A 15,515-nucleotide genomic window follows, 5' to 3' on the forward strand; every position below is an offset into this window, starting at 1 on the left:
CTATTGGGCCTGACCATAAATCGCGAACAGCTCCATGCCGCCTTCCCATATCATGTCGAGCGCCACATAGACGATGATGGCGAGGCCGATCCAGCCGATCCAGCGGAAACGGTTAAGCAGTCTTGCCACGAGGCTGGATGCGACACCCATCAGGATGACGGAAAGGATAAGGCCGAAGATCAAGGCGTGCATGTTCGACTTCGCGGCACCGGCGACGGCCAGGACATTGTCGAGCGACATGGAAAGGTCCGCAAAGATGATCTGGCCGATCGCCTTCCGGAAAAGTTTAGGCCTGTGAGCGTGGTGGCCGGCTTCCTCCTGAGCCCCCTCTTCGCCCCTCTCCCGCAACTCGCCGAACATCGTCCAGCAGATCCACAGAAGCAGCAGGCCGCCGACGAGCGTGATGCCCTTGATGAAGAGCAACTGGGCGGCGATAACGGCAAAAACGATGCGGACGACGGCGGCTGCGGCAATGCCGGCGACGATCGCTTTCCCGCGCAAATCGGCGGAGAGGCCGGCGGCTGCCATGCCGATGACGATCACATTATCCCCCGACAGGATGATGTTGATCATGATCACTTGGAGATAGGCGGATATGACCTGGGGGTCCAGAAAGGCATTCATGGACGATGGCTTTCGTCGATGGGGCAAATCGATGACGATCCCTTCAAACAGATCGGGACCTCTTTGAAAAGCCTTTGCGAGGCAAAGTAATGCGCCTTCAAGGAAGGGCGTTCCATTTTAGCAATTTGGAACAAAATCGGCTTTGGCGCGTCTTCTCCCGGCAATCACGGAAGGAGGATATCCATGTTAAAATGGGCTCTGATATTTCTGGTAATTTCGATCGTCGCCGGCTTTTTCGGCTTCTCCGGCATCTCCGCGGCGACCGCGACGATCGCGCGCGTACTCTTCGGCATATTCCTCGTTATCTTCCTGATTTTCCTTATCCTCGCGTTGATGGCAGGACAGGCGATCTTCTGATCGCGGGTGTGACGGCGGTGCTGGAGACTTCCGTTGGCTAGAGCACCGCCTTGAGCCAGGGATGCAACTCCTTCACCTGTCGCTTCACGAGATTGTCGATTGATATCGATCCAGCGCCCCTCACCGCCAGGACGAGCATGCCGCCGGCCATTGCAAGATCCTTCTCGAAATGCAGCAACTCGTTCTGGCTCGCAAAGTTGGTATGAAACAGAAAGGCCGTAGCGAGGCAGAACAGCCCTAGCGCCGCCGAGCCGAGCCGGCTCAGCAGGCCGGCGGCAACGGAGAGACCGGCGCCGAGCTGCAGGGCGACGACACCAAATGTCACGATCGCCGGCAATCCGAGCTTCTGAAAGGCAGCGAGCGTAGCAGTCATATCGGCCGCAAGCGTCGCGCCTTCATGCAGGAAGATCAGGGCCAGCAGGAACCTGCCAAGTAGAAGAATGAGATCGGCCAGCCGAACCCGGCCCGAAGCGTTTTCCGCTAAAGCGTTTTCCATTGTAACCTCCTCTTCGAAGAAAGCAGGCGGTAGACCCGCCTGCCTTGCAGTCTACATGCCGTTTAGTTGCCTCCTTTCGCTGCGATGGCATCTTGCAGGTCCTCAAGCTCTTCGCAGCCCGTAGGGCAGAGCTGCTTGAGCACGGACACCTGCTCCTCGGCCTTCGCCATGTCGCCGGTCTCGATATAGAGTTCGCCGAGATATTCGCGGGCCGCTTTGTGATCCGGCTGAAGTTCCAGCGCCTTGGTGTAATAGGTCAGCGACGTCTTGAAGTCGCCGGTCTTGCGCAGCGTGAAGCCCATCAGATTATACACGTCTGCCTGCTGGTTATCTTCAGCGAGGTCGCGGAGCTCCTGGAGCGCGCCGGCATAGTCCTTGGCGTCGATCTTGGCACGCACCGAAGTAAGGTCCGGTGCGTCCGTCGATTCCATGTTGTCGACGGCAAAAGCCGGCAGCGCACTGATCGCCGTAAAGCCGGCGGAAGCGGCACAAAGGCCGATGAAGGTTAGAACCACGTATTTGCTGGTCTTGATCATGATCGTCTCCTTGGAGCCTTTCAGGCCTGGATTGTCGGGGTAAAGCCATAGGCGCTTCCGTCCTTGACGAAGGTGCCTGAGCCGGGGAACGGAAAGTGCGAACCGCAGATCGCGATATTGTCTGCGATGACGCGATCGATGAGACGGCGGCGCGTATCTATCGCCGTCGGTCCGTCCTGATCGTAGCTGCCCTGCCAGTCGGGATGCGGCGCGAGCAGCGCAGGCACGTACATGATGTCTGCGGAGACGAGCAGCTGCTTGTTTCCGGAGCTCACCAGATAGGTCGAATGACCAGGCGTATGGCCGGGCGCCGACAGCAGCCGGACGCCGGGCGCGACGTCGGCCCCGTCATCCACCAGCTTCCAGTTCTTCCATTTCGGGAAGACGGCGGCGATGCGCTTGCCGGCCGGCTTTCTGCCTTCGGCAAGCTTCTCGACGCGGCCGGGCTCCGTCCACCAGTTGTATTCCATCGCGTTGACGATGAGTTCTGCATTCGGGAAAACCGGGTTGTTCGTTCCCTTTTCCATCAGGCCCCAAACATGATCGGGGTGGAAATGCGAGATCATGATCGTATCGATCTTCTTGTAGTCGATACCGGCCGCCGCCATGTTCGCCGGCAGATGCGTGGCATTCTCCTGCCACTGACCGACGCCGGAGCCGGCATCCATCATGATCGTGCGACCACCGACCTTCAGCACGACCACCGTCAGCGGGATCGGCATGAATTCGGTCGTGAGCCCGGCCTTGGAAAGCGCCTCCTTGGTGTCTTCGATCGAGGCGTTCTTGATGAAGGCTGGGTCGTGCGGCTTTTTCCAGATACCGTCATAGATCGCCGTGACCTCGATATCGCCGACCTTGTATTTGTAGAAGCCGACTGTCGGTTCCAACGGCGTCTCGGCAAATGCCGGCATGACGAATTCGATCTTCGAAGACAGACCGAATGCGGCCGCAGCGGCAGCCGATCCCAGGACGGCGCGACGTGACATTGACAACATGATTATGCCTCCTCTTGTTGATGGCATTTCGACTGGCGAAGACTGCGATTGCTCTGACGTCCCCGCTGACGAACTAGATCGAAGGCACCGGATGCTTATTCCCGATTTCCCGGAAATTTCTTTCAACCCATTGGAAAAACGACATTATTTTTACTACCCAGAGCTGACATCGATCCCAGCGCAAATAAATCGAGATTTTCTGGAATAAAACTGCGCGCCGATCGGTCTAGACTGCAGGAGGCCGCATCCAATACCTGCGGCTCTCACGTCCCAATCGGCTGCTGTTGAGGCAGGGAGGATGATGACAAACGCTCAGATCACCTATCCCGTCGGATCGATCGACTGGACTTTCCTGCTCGGCGGCCAGGCGCCGCGCGCCCATGTTCGACCATCACCGCTACAGGTGCTGTTCGCCGGCGTGACGCGACTGTTCCATCTCATGGCTGCAGAGAAATCCGGCAGCGAACGGATTGCCGCAAAGATCGACGCGGCGACCCAGCATGAATTCATGCATCGCTTTCAGGACGTGATTATCCCGCATCTCGACGCGGCCTATAATTTCGCCCGCTTCCTTAGCCGCGACGCCGAGGCCGCGCAGGATATCGTCCAGGAAGCCTTTCTGCGCGCCTACCGCAATTTCGAAACATATCGCGGCGGCGATCCGCGCTCCTGGCTGTTTGCGATCGTCAGGAATTGCTGCCACGTCTGGCGCCAGCAGGATCGCCGCAAGGCCCGTTTCGAACGGCATCTGGACGAGACCGGCGGTGCCGATCCCGATGAAGACGAAGGCTATCAAGTCGCATCGGAAGAGGATTCTCCGGAAACAGCGATGATCCGGCAGACGGAGCAGCAGCGTGTTCGCGACGTCATCAGCAAGCTTCCCGAAACGATGCGGGAAATCATCGTGCTGCGTGAACTCGAAGACCTCTCCTACCGACAGATAGCAGAAATCATCGATGCGCCGATCGGCACCGTCATGTCGCGCCTTGCCAGGGCGCGGCGCGAGTTCGCCGACATCTGGGATGCATGCAACAAGAGCGAGGCGGAAGGATGAGCGAAGCCCATCAAAATGCCTGCGCCGAATGGCGCATCATGCTCCACGGCTTCGTCGACGGCGAACTCGATGGCGTCCATGCCGCGCAATTCGAGGGTCATCTGGCGACCTGCGAGAGCTGCCGGACGGAGATGGAAAGGGTTACGGCGGTGAGAAAGATCATCGACCAGGACGGCGTCCGATGGAGGCCGCCCGAAGCCCTGCGTTCACAAGTCTTGTCCATGCTGTCCTTCGAACAGACAGCGGCCGCCTCCAGCTTGCCTCGAGCACACCGGCCGCCCTTCTGGCGCCGCGCCTTTGACCTCGCGCGGCAGTGGAGTTTCATTCCCTCGCTGGCGGTCTTGGCGGCAAGCGCTTTCCTGTTCATCAACACTCCATCGCAGACCCTCATCCTGCAGGACGAGATCATGGCAAGCCATGTCAGGTCGATGATGGCCGACCATCTGACCGACGTCCTGACCTCGGACCAGCATACGGTGAAGCCCTGGTTCAATGGCAAGATCGATTTCTCGCCGCCAGTCAGCGATCTCACGAAGGACGGATTTCCGCTAGTCGGGGGCCGCGTGGACTATATCGGCGGCCGTGCCGTTGCCGCCCTTGTTTACAGGCGCCACGGCCACGTCATCAACCTGTTCATCTGGCCCACGGCTTCGGGCACCCAGACGACGACAGAGCGCGACGGCTACAACATGGTACAATGGTCGGATGGCGGACTGACGTTCTGGGCGATTTCAGATGTTGCTTCGGGTGACCTCGCAGAGTTCGAGAGATTTTTCCGATCCGCGGAGAGACTCTAAAGCAGGCTTGCGCCGACATTGATCGCAAGTGCGAGAATGGTGGTGTTGAACAGGAACGACAGCAGCGCATGCAGCAGGGTGAACTTGCGCATCGTCGTCGATGTCACGGCCACATCGGCCGTCTGTGCCGCGACACCGATCGTGAAAGAGAAATAGAGGAAGTCCCAATAGGCGGGCTCCTCGATTCCATCAGGGAATTTAAGCCCTTCGCACTTATCCGAACCGCCATAGAAATAGTGGGCGTAATGGATCGTGAAAAGCGTGTGCAGGAAAAACCAGGAGATCAGAATAGTCAGGATCGCAGCAGCAGCGCGCCACAGCGCGACATCCGCCGGTGCATCCTTGATCGAATGAAGCTCGATGCCGATTCCGGCAATGCTGGCGAGAGCCGCTGCAATCGATAGGAAAAGCAGGAAAGTATCGGAAAAGTCGAGATCTTCGGATCGTTTCCTGATGCTTTCAACGGTCGCCCGAAGCATCTTGCGCCAGCTCAGCCCGATGAAGATGATTGCCGAGGCATTCCAGCCAAACAGGATATTGCTGGCGCTGACCTCCCGCGAGGTCAGCAGCAGAAAGACTATGAGACCACCGAGCACCGAAAGGATGAAGCTTGCGTGCTTGTAGGCAAGCGAGACCAGCGAATTTCCGTCATCCTCGTCAGCCACGTCAATCCTCCGAGCCTCTATGCCCTTGATATCAAGATGAAAAAGGCGCGGATGCCATCGGCACCCGCGCCTTTCATCAAAGTGCGGCTTGGCAGCCTTATGCAGCAGCAAGCTGCAGTTCCTTGCGGACCTGGCTGCGCAGTGTGCCGAGATCCTTTGCGAATGCGCGGATGCCTTCTGCGAGCTTTTCCGTCGCCATCGCATCTTCGTTCATCATCCAGCGGAAGGTCTTTTCATCGACCGTGACCTTCGGGGCCGGCTTGATCGTTTCGGGCGATAGCTTGCGCTCGAGCTTACCCTGGTCGTTGGACAGTTCATCGAGCAGGTTCGGAGCGATGGTCAGACGGTCGCAACCGGCCAGCGCTTCGATTTCGCCGGTGTTGCGGAAGGAGGCGCCCATGACGACGGTCTTGATGCCATTGGCCTTGTAGTAATTGTAGATGTCGCGAACGGACAGAACGCCCGGATCTTCTTCGGCAGTGAAATCCTTGCCGGTCGACTTCTTGTACCAGTCGAGAATGCGGCCGACGAAGGGCGAGATCAGGAACACGCCGGCGTCAGCGCAGGCAATAGCCTGGGCCTTGGAGAAAAGCAGGGTCAGATTGCAGTCGATGCCTTCCTTCTGAAGGATTTCGGCGGCGCGAATGCCTTCCCAGGTGGAAGCGAGCTTGATGAGGATGCGGTCCTTCTCGATGCCGCGCTCCTTGTAGGCGGCGATGATGCTGCGCGCCTTCTTGAGCGAAGCTTCGGTATCGAAGGAGAGGTCGGCATCGACTTCAGTCGAAACGCGGCCGGGAACGAGCTTTACGAGGGCAGAACCGACGGAGATAGCGAGGCGATCGGCAACGGCTGCGGCCGCTGCATCGGCGTCACCGCCGAGCTTCTTGCCCCAGGCGATCGCTTCCTTCATGTCATCGGCAAACATCTCGGTACCGAGTGCCTTGAGAACGATGGATGGGTTGGTCGTGCAATCAACCGGCTTCAGGCGAGCAACAGCCTGAATGTCACCGGTATCGGCAACGACGGTTGTGATCTCGCGGAGTTGGTCAAGCTTGGACGTCATGGTCAAAATCCTTTTTGAACTTGGACTGCGGACCGGCGCGAGTTCCGCCCGGCAAAGAGGTGATCTGAGGACCGATGGTTTGCATGCTGCAGGCGAAAAGACGCGCCACCGTCACGGATGAGTCATAAACGTGAGAGACATTGGCGGTGTTCCCAGGCGCGTTGGTCCAACCGCCGGAAAACGACAAGCGCCTTACAAGCGCTGCCGCGTGCGGCTGATGGGCCGATCGTGACTTTCCGCATGCCCGCACATTGCCCTCCTCGGACGGACAAGAACGACATTGTCGACCATGACTATCGCCGCTCCCGCAACGAAAAGTCAAGGACATTTGTGCATTTCAATTGACATAAGTGTCACACCCGGCATTATCGCGGGAACAAAGCCGATGCCCCAATCTTATGCCATCGATGGCAAAGATCTAGGGCGAAATCGGCGCGGGAGGAGATGTGGTCAAGCTGAAACGCGGCACGCACACTGCTTATTCCGAAGCCTCCTCACTCCGGCTGCGGGCGGCATGGCTCTATTACAACGAGGGCCTGACCCAGAAGGATGTTGCCGAACAGCTCGGGATCAGTCGCACGACCGTCATCCGGCTGCTCGACGAGGCGATGAAACGCAGCGAAGTACAGATCTGGATCAACGACTCGATCGGCGACTGTGTGGAGCTTTCGGTCAAGCTGGAACGGGCCTATGGCCTGGACGAGGCGATCGTCGTGCCGGAGCCCGCCAAATGTGATGTGAATTCACTGGCAAAGAATGTCGGGCTGGCGCTGGGCCAGTTCCTGTCGGAGGCCATTCCGGACGATTATACGATAGGCGTCGGTTGGGGCCGCACGATGACGGCTTCTCTTGCAAGCTTCCGCCCGCCGCGCCGCGACAACTGCAAGATCGTTTCCCTGCTCGGCGGTATCGTCGCCGTTCACCAGACGAATCCAATCGACTACACTTGGCGCCTCGCCAATCAGCTCGGCGCGGAGTGTTATATGTTTCTCGCCCCGTTGCTCGTCGATTCTATCGAAACCAAACGCAATCTCATCGAAAAATGCGGGCTCGATACGATCTACCGGCTGGCGGAAAACCTTGATCTCGCGATCGTCAGCTGCGGCGATATCGGTCCGCATTCGACCTCGCTCTCCGAGGGGTGGATTTCAAAGGCCGAGCTGCAGCAGCTGATCGATGCCGGCTGCGTCTGCGACACCATGTTCAACTTTCTGGACAAGGACGGCAACTCCGTCGATCACTCGATCAATCAGCGGGTGATGTCGGTTGATCTCGATACACTGAAGGAAGCAAAACACATCGTACTGTCCTCCGGCGGCGCCCATCGTGCCGTCGCGATCCGTGCAACGATCAAGCGCATCGGCTGCAATACGCTCATAACGGATGAAAGTGCCGCAAAGGCATTGCTGGAGCTCGCCGAAGCCGCCTGAGCGGCTTCGGTATATTTCGTTCAGGCGTGTGCCGATTCCCAGCCGAGCATGGCCCGCTTGCGGGTCAGACCCCAATGGTAACCGGTCAACGCGCCATTTTTCCCAAGTGCGCGATGGCAGGGCACGACGAAGGAAATCGGATTGGCCCCGACTGCCGCACCGACGGCGCGCATGGCAGTCGGTCGGCCGATGTCCTTGGCAATGTCGCTATAGGTCACGGCCTTACCGAAGGGAATTTTCAGAAGGCTCTGCCAGACGTTGACCTGGAAATCCGTTCCGATCAGCACGACCCGCAACGGCTGGTCGGATGTCCAGCGGCCCGGTTGGAAGATGCGTTCGGCATAAGGCGCCGTCGCCTCGCGGTCTTCCACATATTCCGCATTTGGCCAACGGCAGGTCATATCCTCCAGGCAAGCCTTCTCATCACCGGAATCGCTGAAGGCGAGACCCGCAAGGCCGCGGTCCGTGACCATGACGAGCGCCGTGCCGAAGGGACATGTGTGGAACCCGTAGCGGATCGTCAGTCCGCCGCCCTTCGCCTTCCATTCGCCCGGCGACATTGCCTCATGCGTCACGAACAGGTCGTGCAGGCGGCTCGGGCCGGACAGACCGACCTCGATCGACGTTTCAAGCAGCGGCATTTCTTCCTGGCGCAAGAGCCGCTTGGCATGGTCCAGCGTGACGGCCTGCAGAAAGGCCTTGGGCGAAAGGCCGGCCCAGCGGGTAAAGGTCTTCTGGAGTTGCGTCGGCGATTGGTTCAGCCGCGCGGCGATCGCTTCCAGCGACGGCTGGTCGCGATATTCCTCGCTGATCAGTTCAATGACCCGACGGACGGTGTCGTAATCGGGTCCATCAGGGGTGATGTCTGTTTCGAGCTTCGCGATCATGTTCATCGTTTTTCTCCTTTACAAAGGAGATAATCAAGGCCGGCGAACCAAACCACCCGTTTCTTGCGTGATCTCTCAGAGACGCTGTTTTACCGTTGCCAGCGCGCCCTTGAAGGCCTTGGCGAAACTTTCGCGATCGTCAGGATTGAGAAAGGAGCCGACATCCGTGCGCTTGCCCTCGCCGAAAATATGCATGGAGAGAATGCCGATCTCCTGATGCCGGCGCACGAGGAAACGCGTCCAGAACGGATTGAAATGATGCTCGATCATGCGGCCGGACGGAGAGAACTTGCGCACGGAGACATCCGTACGCGAAACAGTTACCTCTTCCCGCACCCTGCCGGAGCGATAGTTCAGCCAGAAAGCCCCGTAGAGAAGTACGAAGTCCAGGCCGAAGAAAAAGCCGATCGGCCAGGCGCCGGTGACGATGAAGAACATGCCGTACATGAAGCAGATCGCACCCGATATGGCGAGCAATAGCTTGAAACCCTTCCGCCCAAGCGAGCGATAGGGAAAGAGTTCGGCCGCAAAAACAGGCTGCTCGTTTCGGCTGTCGGCGTTGCTTTCCATCATGGCGACTGAGTATAGATTTTCCATGGCCAATCCGAAACTCAAATCCAATACCAAACCGTCGCTAAACTCGAATGTGATCACCCGCCGCAAGCCGGCGGTGCCGGTCAAGACAGCCTACTCGCTGGCCGAGCGTGAAGAGATCTTTCGCCGCTTTTCCGTCCAGCGGCCGGAACCGCGCGGCGAGCTGGAACATAGCAATCCCTTCACGCTCGTCGTGGCAGTCGCCCTCTCCGCCCAGGCGACGGATGCCGGTGTCAACAAGGCGACCCGCGCGCTGTTCAGGATCGCCGATACGCCACAGAAGATGCTCGATCTCGGCGAAGAAAAGGTCCGCGACTACATCAAGACGATCGGCCTCTATCGCAACAAGGCGAAGAACGTCATTGCGCTCTCGCAAATGCTGGTCGACGAGTTCGGCGGCAAGGTGCCGGAGACGCGCGAGGAACTGGTGCGCCTGCCGGGCGTCGGCCGCAAGACCGCCAATGTCGTCCTGTCAATGGCCTTCGGTCAGGCAACGATGGCGGTCGACACCCATATCTTCCGGATCGCCAACCGCATCAGGCTCGCGCCCGGAAAGACGCCTGACGAGGTTGAAGACCGGCTGATGAAGGTAGTGCCGAAACAATATCTCTACCACGCTCATCACTGGCTGATCCTGCACGGCCGCTATACCTGCAAGGCCCGTCGGCCCGAATGCGAGCGTTGCGTGATTGCCGACATCTGCAAATCGCCGGAAAAGAGCAGCGATATCCCGGCGCCGCTGGTCGAGCTACCGCCGCAGCTGATCGGCGAGACCGTCGAGTAGGGCAGCTATTCCCCGCTCATAATCTTCACGACTGCCGCCTGCTTCGATGGCGATCGCAGCGCGATCGAAAGCTGCCGAGAGCATGGCGGTCAATGGCTCGAGCAAATCGCTGGCACTGGCCTGTGGCAACAAGGCTTCGAGCCCTGCCCGCAATGTCGCCTCGGCATTCTCCGCGTCGATCTTTGCTGTCGCGGGCAGGCCGATCACGGCCGGTGCCTCGAGCAGAAGCAGCCGTGTTCGCCCTTCCATTTCCATTGCATCGAAATAGGCCGCAGCACCTTCAAGCAGCGCTTCACGCGGTGCGGTTTGCCGCGTTGCGCGCCGCTCGATCTCGTCGGCGACACCGGCCGCCTCCCTTTCGATCACCGCCCGGAAAAGCGCTTTCTTGTCTTCGAAGTGATGATAGAGCGCACCGCGCGTTACACCCGCCTCTGCGACGATCTCGGGCGTCGCCGTCTCGGCATATCCCTTCTCGACGAAAAGCCGGCGCGCGGCATCCATCAGCGCCTGTCTCGTTTGCTCGGTTCTCTCGCGGTTACTGCGACTCATGATCTCGGTTTACATACAATCAGCATGTATGTTAATAACAAAAACATACAGAATGTACGTAAAATCCAGAAAGAGGAACGTGATGAAATCGACGAGCTATTATCCCGTGATCATGACGGATGATGTTGCCGGGACGTCTGCCTTCTATTGCCGTCATTTCCGTTTCCAGCCTCTCTTCGAAAGCGACTGGTATGTCCATCTGCAATCGATCGAGGATGAGCATGTGACGCTTGCCGTGCTCGACGGTAGCCACGAAACCATCCCGGCCGCCGGCCGCGGCAAGATCTCCGGCCTTCTCCTGAATTTCGAGGTCGAGGATGTGGACGCGATTTACGCCATTTGCACGGAGGCAGGGTTGCCGATCCTGCGCACGATCCGAGACGAGGATTTCGGCCAGCGCCACTTCATTACCGCCGATCCCAACGGCGTCTTGATCGACGTCATCAAGCCGATCCCGCCAAGCGCCGAATATGCGGCGATGTATGAAGCGCCAGCGCTGCCCGGCTAAAGCAATTCACCAAAGGTGTAGCGCGGTTTTCGTTCGGATTTGCGTGAAAGCTAGGCTCGGAAATCGGGATCGCGCGCGGAGATCAACTTGTGCAGGTGCACCATCATGCCGGCGGCAAAGAGAGGCGTGAGCAGGTTGACGATCGGGATCGCCAGAAAGAGTGCAATCACCAGGCCACCGAGAAAGACGGTTGGACCATGTTTGGAGCGAAACAGTCGCGCCTCCGGAGGAGAACGGAAGCGCATGGCCGCAAATTCAAAGAATTCCCGCCCGAGCAGGTAGCCGTTCACAAGAAAGAAGGCCACGAGATTGACGCCGGGAATGAAGAGCAGCAAGAGGGCGATAATATTGCCGACGATCACCACCCCCAGGAACTTGATTGAGCTTGCCATCGCAGGTCCGAGCGGCATGGCCTTGCCGGCCACATCCTGCGGATAGTCCCGCTTCTCGATCACCTCGGCGACATCGTCGAGAAAGAGGCCGGCAATCAGCGCAGTCACCGGCGAAAGCAGCAGCGCCAGCGCGAGCGCAAGTCCGATCCCGGCGGCGACAAGGAAAACGAAGCTGAGCCAGCCGGCCCAGTCGGGCATCTCGGGAAAGAACCCGGTCACCCAGGGAAATACGAGACTGATGAACAGGCCGCGCAAGGCGAACCACAAGCCGATCAGCACCAGCACGGTCAGCCCCAGAACCTTCCAGAAAGCCGACCGGGTCTCCGGCGCAAAAAGGTTGAGGAGAGAAAGGCGAGCGGCGTCAAGGATCATTCTCTGGCGTCTCCGTTACGCAGCGTGATGTAGGAAGCCCGCGGTCTCGCGGCAAGTCGGTTGAAAATTACATGCTTGAATAGAAAACTTGTCGAAAATTACATGCTAATATATAGTTCGTAACGTTCGATATACGTGTGGGCCTAAGAAGAGCTTCCGGACAATATTAAAAAACAGGGATTCGGCTCCACGAATCCACGGGAAGCCTCTGAGGATATGGGGGAGGCTGCGACGTGGAAGATTTTGTAGACAAGCTTAGGCAATACGCGAAGTCCGGCACGCCCGCCGAACGACGCATCGCGAAATATTTTACTGAACATTTGAACGACCTGCCGTTTGAAACCGCTGCATCGGTTGCCGACCGGCTTGATCTCTCGCCGATGACGGTCGGCCGTTTTTTGCGAGCGCTCGGCTACCAGGGACTGGACAGCGTGAAGGTGGAAATCCGCGAAACGGCAACGACCTCTCCGGTCCAGTTCCAGAGTTCGATGACGGAACTGCAAACCGACGCATCGGATGGTAAGCCGCTCGCCGTTCTCGTGGCGGAGCAGATACAGGCACTGCATCACATCTATCATCTGACCGCCCAGCCGCATTGGGGCGAAGCCGTCGCGATGATCGGCGCATCCAAAGAGGTCTTCGTCGCCACCCACGCAAGACTGTCAGGCTTCTCCAGCCATTTCTGCCAGCGACTGACCCAGGCTCGCGACAGTGTGCGTGCGATCGACGGCGCAGGTAATCGCTTCGCGGAGCTTTTCGCCCGTGCCTTCGTCGAGGATGCCGTGCTCGTCATCATAGATTGTCGGCGCTTCGCCAGGTCACGGCTGCTTGCGCGCACTGCCCGGCGTTACGGTTATAAAGTGATCCTGATTTCCGCTCAGCATGCGGACTGGCTGCCGGAACAGTCGAATGTCGTCCTGCCGTTACCGCCTGCCCGCGCGCCTGATATGGATAACCTGCCGCCGCTGATCGCCCTGCTCGACTGCCTGTCCGAGGCGGTCATTTTGAATGCTGGCGAAGAGGCAAGCCAACGCCGCCGCCGCATGGTGGAATTTGCGACCATCCTTGGGGAAACGGCTAACCGCTGAATTATTCGACCGCTTCCAGTTCGGCCCGGTGGCGGTACATCGCGAGAAAGCGGCGATAGTCGCGGTCGTAAAGCGCCTGTTTGCTCCTGTTGGGAAGACGCTCGGAGCCGCCGGGATACATCTCCCTCCCCGCCGCCGCCAAATCCTTGTGCGAGCCGCAGGCAACTGATGCAGCGATCGCAGTGCCAAGCAGGACCGCCTCGTTCATGTCAGGCACGATGACCTTGCAACCCGTCACGTCCGAATAGAGCTCCATCAGAATGGGGTTCTTCACGTGCCCACCAGCCACATGCAGCGTATCCGGCATGTAACCGTGATCTCTCATCTTTTCGAGAATGTGACGGATACCGAGCGCAATGCCGATGGCGGTCCGCCAATAGAGCGCGCAGAGACCGTCGAAGGACGTATCGAGCGTCAGCCCGCTGACGACACCGACAGCATGCGGATCAGCCAATGGCGACCGATTGCCGTGAAAATCCGGAAGGACGAAGATCCGTGCACCGAGCGCGTCACCCGCTTCTGCTCTCAGTTCCGCGATGCGGCCGACGATCTTCTGATGCAGCGCCGCGGTTGGCTCACCGCCGGTCGCGTGCATGCGCACGATATGATCGAGGAGTGCACCGGCCGCGGATTGACCGGCCTCGACGAGCCACGATTGCGGAAAAACCGCCTCGTAATAGGGCCCCCACATTCCCTGGCTTGGCTTTCGCTCGGGGGAAAAGGCAACGACGCAGCTCGATGTCCCGGCAATGAGCGCAAGCTGCTGCTCGAGCTTCTCCGGATCGCCGGCATAGCCGCTGAGTGTACCGAGCGCGCCGGCATAGGCATCGATCATCCCGGCCGAAACATGGCAATTGGAGGTCAGGCCCAACGCTTCGGCAGCATCCGGCGTCAGTTTGCCGACGCTTTCTCCAACCGCCACCGAGTCCTCCGGCAGCCTGCCACGAAGCAGCAAATCCTCAAGGCCGATCTGCTTCAGGAAGTCTCCCTGCCAGCCCCTTTCCTTATGGGCTAGATAATTCCATTTGGCCGTCAGCGTGCAGCGGGATCTGGCAAGCGAGCCGGTTGCCTTCCACGTCAGGAAATCGGCAAGGTCGAAAAGGTATCCGGTGTTCGCCCAGGTCGCCGGCAGCTCCTTCTTCAGCCACATCAGCTTCGGCATTTCCATTTCCGGCGACATGACGCCGCCGGAATGTTCCAGCACTTCATGCTTCGTCGCCGTACAGAAATCTGCCTCCTTCAGCGCCCGGTGATCGAGCCAGACGACCGTATCGAAGCGCCTCTCACCGCTGGTGGAAACACTGATCTGCCTGCCTTCGGTATCGCGCACCACAAGCGAACAGGTGGCGTCGAAACCGATCGCGCCGATTGCGGCAGCCTCAATGCCGGACTGGCCCAAGGCTGCACGCACGGCAATACAAACGGCCGACCATATATCCTCAGAATCATGCTCGGCATGGTTCTCGCGCGGCCGGTTCATGAGGATTGGATGTTCAGCCTTGGCAAGCAGGCGGCCATGCGTGTCAAAGACACCGGCGCGTGCGCTGCTCGTGCCGATATCCACCGCAACCACATGATCACGCATCAATGCTGAGTCCCGTCCAGCTTTTGTTTGCGGACAAGTTGTATCAATTCCGGCATGGCGTCAAACACGACTTCCGGCGAAAGACGATCGAGTTCCTCGCGATATCCAGCGAAATTTGCATGCGAGCCGCCAGTGAAGGCAAAGACTGTCATGCCCGCCGCCTTGGCTGCAGCAATACCTGCCGGACTGTCCTCGATAACGACACAGTCACGCGGCTCCACACGCATCTGGTCGGCAGCATAAAGGAAGAGATCCGGCGCCGGCTTGCCGCGCTTGACCATGCTGGCACTGAAGATGTTCGGCAACTTTGGCAAGAGCCCGGTGACCGAGAGCGATAGCCTTATCCGTTCGACCTGGCTGGACGAGGCGACACAGCAGGGAATGCCAAGTGCATCGATCGTCTCGTCAATGCCTGGCATGGCTTTCAGCTCAGTGCGGAATCGGGCGTAGAGACTGGTGCGGATGCCTTCCAGGAATTCCTCGTGGGCATGCACGTTGAACTCCGTCTCCAATATGTCGATCAGAGTTGCCAGGCTCTTGCCGAGGAAACGCTCATAGGCCTCGTCCTCGGTAATCGTCACGCCGAGATCGGCCATCGCCTTGACGAGAACGGAGATCGAAATCGGCTCGCTGTCGACGAGTACGCCGTCGCAATCGAAAATGACCAGCCGTGGTTCAGCATCAGCCATGAAAGACCCAACCTGAGTTCAGTTCGGAAGAGACCGTCCTGCTTTGTACG

General features: G+C 58.9%; 19 protein-coding genes. 7 read left to right on the top strand and 12 right to left on the bottom strand.

The window, feature by feature from the left end; translation table 11 throughout:
* Positions 1 to 624 (bottom strand): YjbE family putative metal transport protein, encoded by a 624-nt coding sequence (locus FHT93_RS29685; RefSeq protein ID WP_183850820.1) that lies wholly within the window; start codon positions 622 to 624, stop codon positions 1 to 3.
* A gap of 183 nt (positions 625 to 807) precedes the next feature.
* Here FHT93_RS29685 and FHT93_RS29690 point away from each other — a divergent pair, with 183 nt between their 5' ends.
* A complete protein-coding gene (locus tag FHT93_RS29690; RefSeq protein WP_112544349.1) occupies positions 808 to 981 on the top strand; it encodes a DUF1328 domain-containing protein in 174 nt (57 codons plus the stop codon).
* A gap of 37 nt (positions 982 to 1,018) precedes the next feature.
* Here the strand turns inward: FHT93_RS29690 and FHT93_RS29695 are convergent, their stop codons facing one another.
* From FHT93_RS29695 to FHT93_RS29705, 3 genes are all read right to left on the bottom strand, one after another.
* Positions 1,019 to 1,477 carry a DoxX family protein gene (locus FHT93_RS29695; RefSeq protein ID WP_183850821.1) on the bottom strand — a complete coding sequence of 153 codons (459 nt, stop codon included), beginning with the start codon at positions 1,475 to 1,477 and terminating at the stop codon, positions 1,019 to 1,021.
* A gap of 62 nt (positions 1,478 to 1,539) precedes the next feature.
* Positions 1,540 to 2,013: a tetratricopeptide repeat protein gene (locus tag FHT93_RS29700; RefSeq protein ID WP_113015444.1), complete on the bottom strand. Its 474-nt coding sequence runs from the start codon at positions 2,011 to 2,013 to the stop codon at positions 1,540 to 1,542.
* A 20-nt stretch (positions 2,014 to 2,033) separates the two neighbouring features.
* Positions 2,034 to 3,008, bottom strand: a complete 975-nt coding sequence (locus tag FHT93_RS29705; protein ID WP_183850823.1) for an MBL fold metallo-hydrolase — start codon at positions 3,006 to 3,008, stop codon at positions 2,034 to 2,036.
* 298 nt (positions 3,009 to 3,306) lie between these two features.
* Here FHT93_RS29705 and FHT93_RS29710 point away from each other — a divergent pair, with 298 nt between their 5' ends.
* Together FHT93_RS29710 and FHT93_RS29715 are read left to right on the top strand one after the other, a co-directional pair.
* Complete coding sequence (locus FHT93_RS29710) at positions 3,307 to 4,062, top strand: sigma-70 family RNA polymerase sigma factor (RefSeq protein WP_183850824.1); 756 nt, start codon at positions 3,307 to 3,309, stop codon at positions 4,060 to 4,062.
* Entirely contained in the window at positions 4,059 to 4,859 is an 801-nt protein-coding gene (locus FHT93_RS29715) for an anti-sigma factor (protein WP_113116367.1), read from the top strand. The genes FHT93_RS29710 and FHT93_RS29715 overlap by 4 nt, the downstream gene beginning before the upstream one ends.
* Here FHT93_RS29715 and FHT93_RS29720 read toward each other — a convergent pair.
* Positions 4,856 to 5,524: a DUF1345 domain-containing protein gene (locus FHT93_RS29720; protein ID WP_112968710.1), complete on the bottom strand. Its 669-nt coding sequence runs from the start codon at positions 5,522 to 5,524 to the stop codon at positions 4,856 to 4,858. The two genes, FHT93_RS29715 and FHT93_RS29720, sit on opposite strands and share 4 nt — an antisense overlap.
* Before the next feature lie 97 nt (positions 5,525 to 5,621).
* A complete protein-coding gene (tal, locus tag FHT93_RS29725) occupies positions 5,622 to 6,587 on the bottom strand; it encodes a transaldolase (RefSeq protein WP_112544363.1) in 966 nt (321 codons plus the stop codon).
* A gap of 446 nt (positions 6,588 to 7,033) precedes the next feature.
* Between tal and FHT93_RS29730 the strand changes: the two genes are divergently transcribed.
* A complete protein-coding gene (locus tag FHT93_RS29730; protein WP_112968708.1) occupies positions 7,034 to 8,017 on the top strand; it encodes a sugar-binding transcriptional regulator in 984 nt (327 codons plus the stop codon).
* A 20-nt stretch (positions 8,018 to 8,037) separates the two neighbouring features.
* Here FHT93_RS29730 and FHT93_RS29735 read toward each other — a convergent pair whose 3' ends face one another.
* Both FHT93_RS29735 and FHT93_RS29740 read right to left on the bottom strand, forming a co-directional pair.
* On the bottom strand, positions 8,038 to 8,910 hold the full coding sequence (locus FHT93_RS29735; protein ID WP_113015440.1) for a bifunctional helix-turn-helix domain-containing protein/methylated-DNA--[protein]-cysteine S-methyltransferase: 873 nt from the start codon (positions 8,908 to 8,910) through the stop codon (positions 8,038 to 8,040).
* Positions 8,911 to 8,979: 69 nt separating this feature from the next.
* On the bottom strand, positions 8,980 to 9,477 hold the full coding sequence (locus tag FHT93_RS29740) for a DUF2244 domain-containing protein (protein WP_112544368.1): 498 nt from the start codon (positions 9,475 to 9,477) through the stop codon (positions 8,980 to 8,982).
* Positions 9,478 to 9,499: 22 nt separating this feature from the next.
* On the opposite strand from FHT93_RS29740, the gene nth reads away from it, so the two are divergent.
* On the top strand, positions 9,500 to 10,282 hold the full coding sequence (gene nth, locus FHT93_RS29745) for an endonuclease III (protein ID WP_113205749.1): 783 nt from the start codon (positions 9,500 to 9,502) through the stop codon (positions 10,280 to 10,282).
* Here the strand turns inward: nth and FHT93_RS29750 are convergent.
* On the bottom strand, positions 10,247 to 10,831 hold the full coding sequence (locus FHT93_RS29750; RefSeq protein WP_183850828.1) for a TetR family transcriptional regulator: 585 nt from the start codon (positions 10,829 to 10,831) through the stop codon (positions 10,247 to 10,249). The genes nth and FHT93_RS29750 overlap by 36 nt on opposite strands.
* Before the next feature lie 82 nt (positions 10,832 to 10,913).
* Between FHT93_RS29750 and FHT93_RS29755 the strand changes: the two genes are divergently transcribed.
* Positions 10,914 to 11,339, top strand: a complete 426-nt coding sequence (locus FHT93_RS29755) for a VOC family protein (RefSeq protein WP_113205747.1) — start codon at positions 10,914 to 10,916, stop codon at positions 11,337 to 11,339.
* Positions 11,340 to 11,389: 50 nt separating this feature from the next.
* On the opposite strand, the gene FHT93_RS29760 is transcribed toward FHT93_RS29755, so the two are convergent.
* Positions 11,390 to 12,103, bottom strand: coding sequence for a sulfate transporter family protein (locus FHT93_RS29760; protein WP_113015435.1), 714 nt, complete (start codon positions 12,101 to 12,103; stop codon positions 11,390 to 11,392).
* Positions 12,104 to 12,336: 233 nt separating this feature from the next.
* Here FHT93_RS29760 and FHT93_RS29765 point away from each other — a divergent pair, with 233 nt between their 5' ends.
* Complete coding sequence (locus FHT93_RS29765) at positions 12,337 to 13,191, top strand: MurR/RpiR family transcriptional regulator (protein ID WP_112544378.1); 855 nt, start codon at positions 12,337 to 12,339, stop codon at positions 13,189 to 13,191.
* A 1-nt stretch (position 13,192) separates the two neighbouring features.
* On the opposite strand, the gene FHT93_RS29770 is transcribed toward FHT93_RS29765, so the two are convergent.
* Both FHT93_RS29770 and FHT93_RS29775 read right to left on the bottom strand, forming a co-directional pair.
* The gene (locus tag FHT93_RS29770; RefSeq protein WP_183850830.1) at positions 13,193 to 14,776 is read right to left on the bottom strand and encodes an FGGY-family carbohydrate kinase; all 1,584 of its coding nucleotides are present in this window, start codon (positions 14,774 to 14,776) and stop codon (positions 13,193 to 13,195) included.
* Positions 14,776 to 15,465 (bottom strand): HAD family hydrolase, encoded by a 690-nt coding sequence (locus FHT93_RS29775; protein ID WP_183850831.1) that lies wholly within the window; start codon positions 15,463 to 15,465, stop codon positions 14,776 to 14,778. Before FHT93_RS29775 ends, FHT93_RS29770 begins: the two co-directional genes overlap by 1 nt.
* Positions 15,466 to 15,515 lie beyond the last annotated feature (50 nt).

This window comes from Rhizobium sp. BK379, assembly GCF_014193955.1.
Taxonomy (GTDB): Bacteria; Pseudomonadota; Alphaproteobacteria; order Rhizobiales; family Rhizobiaceae; genus Rhizobium.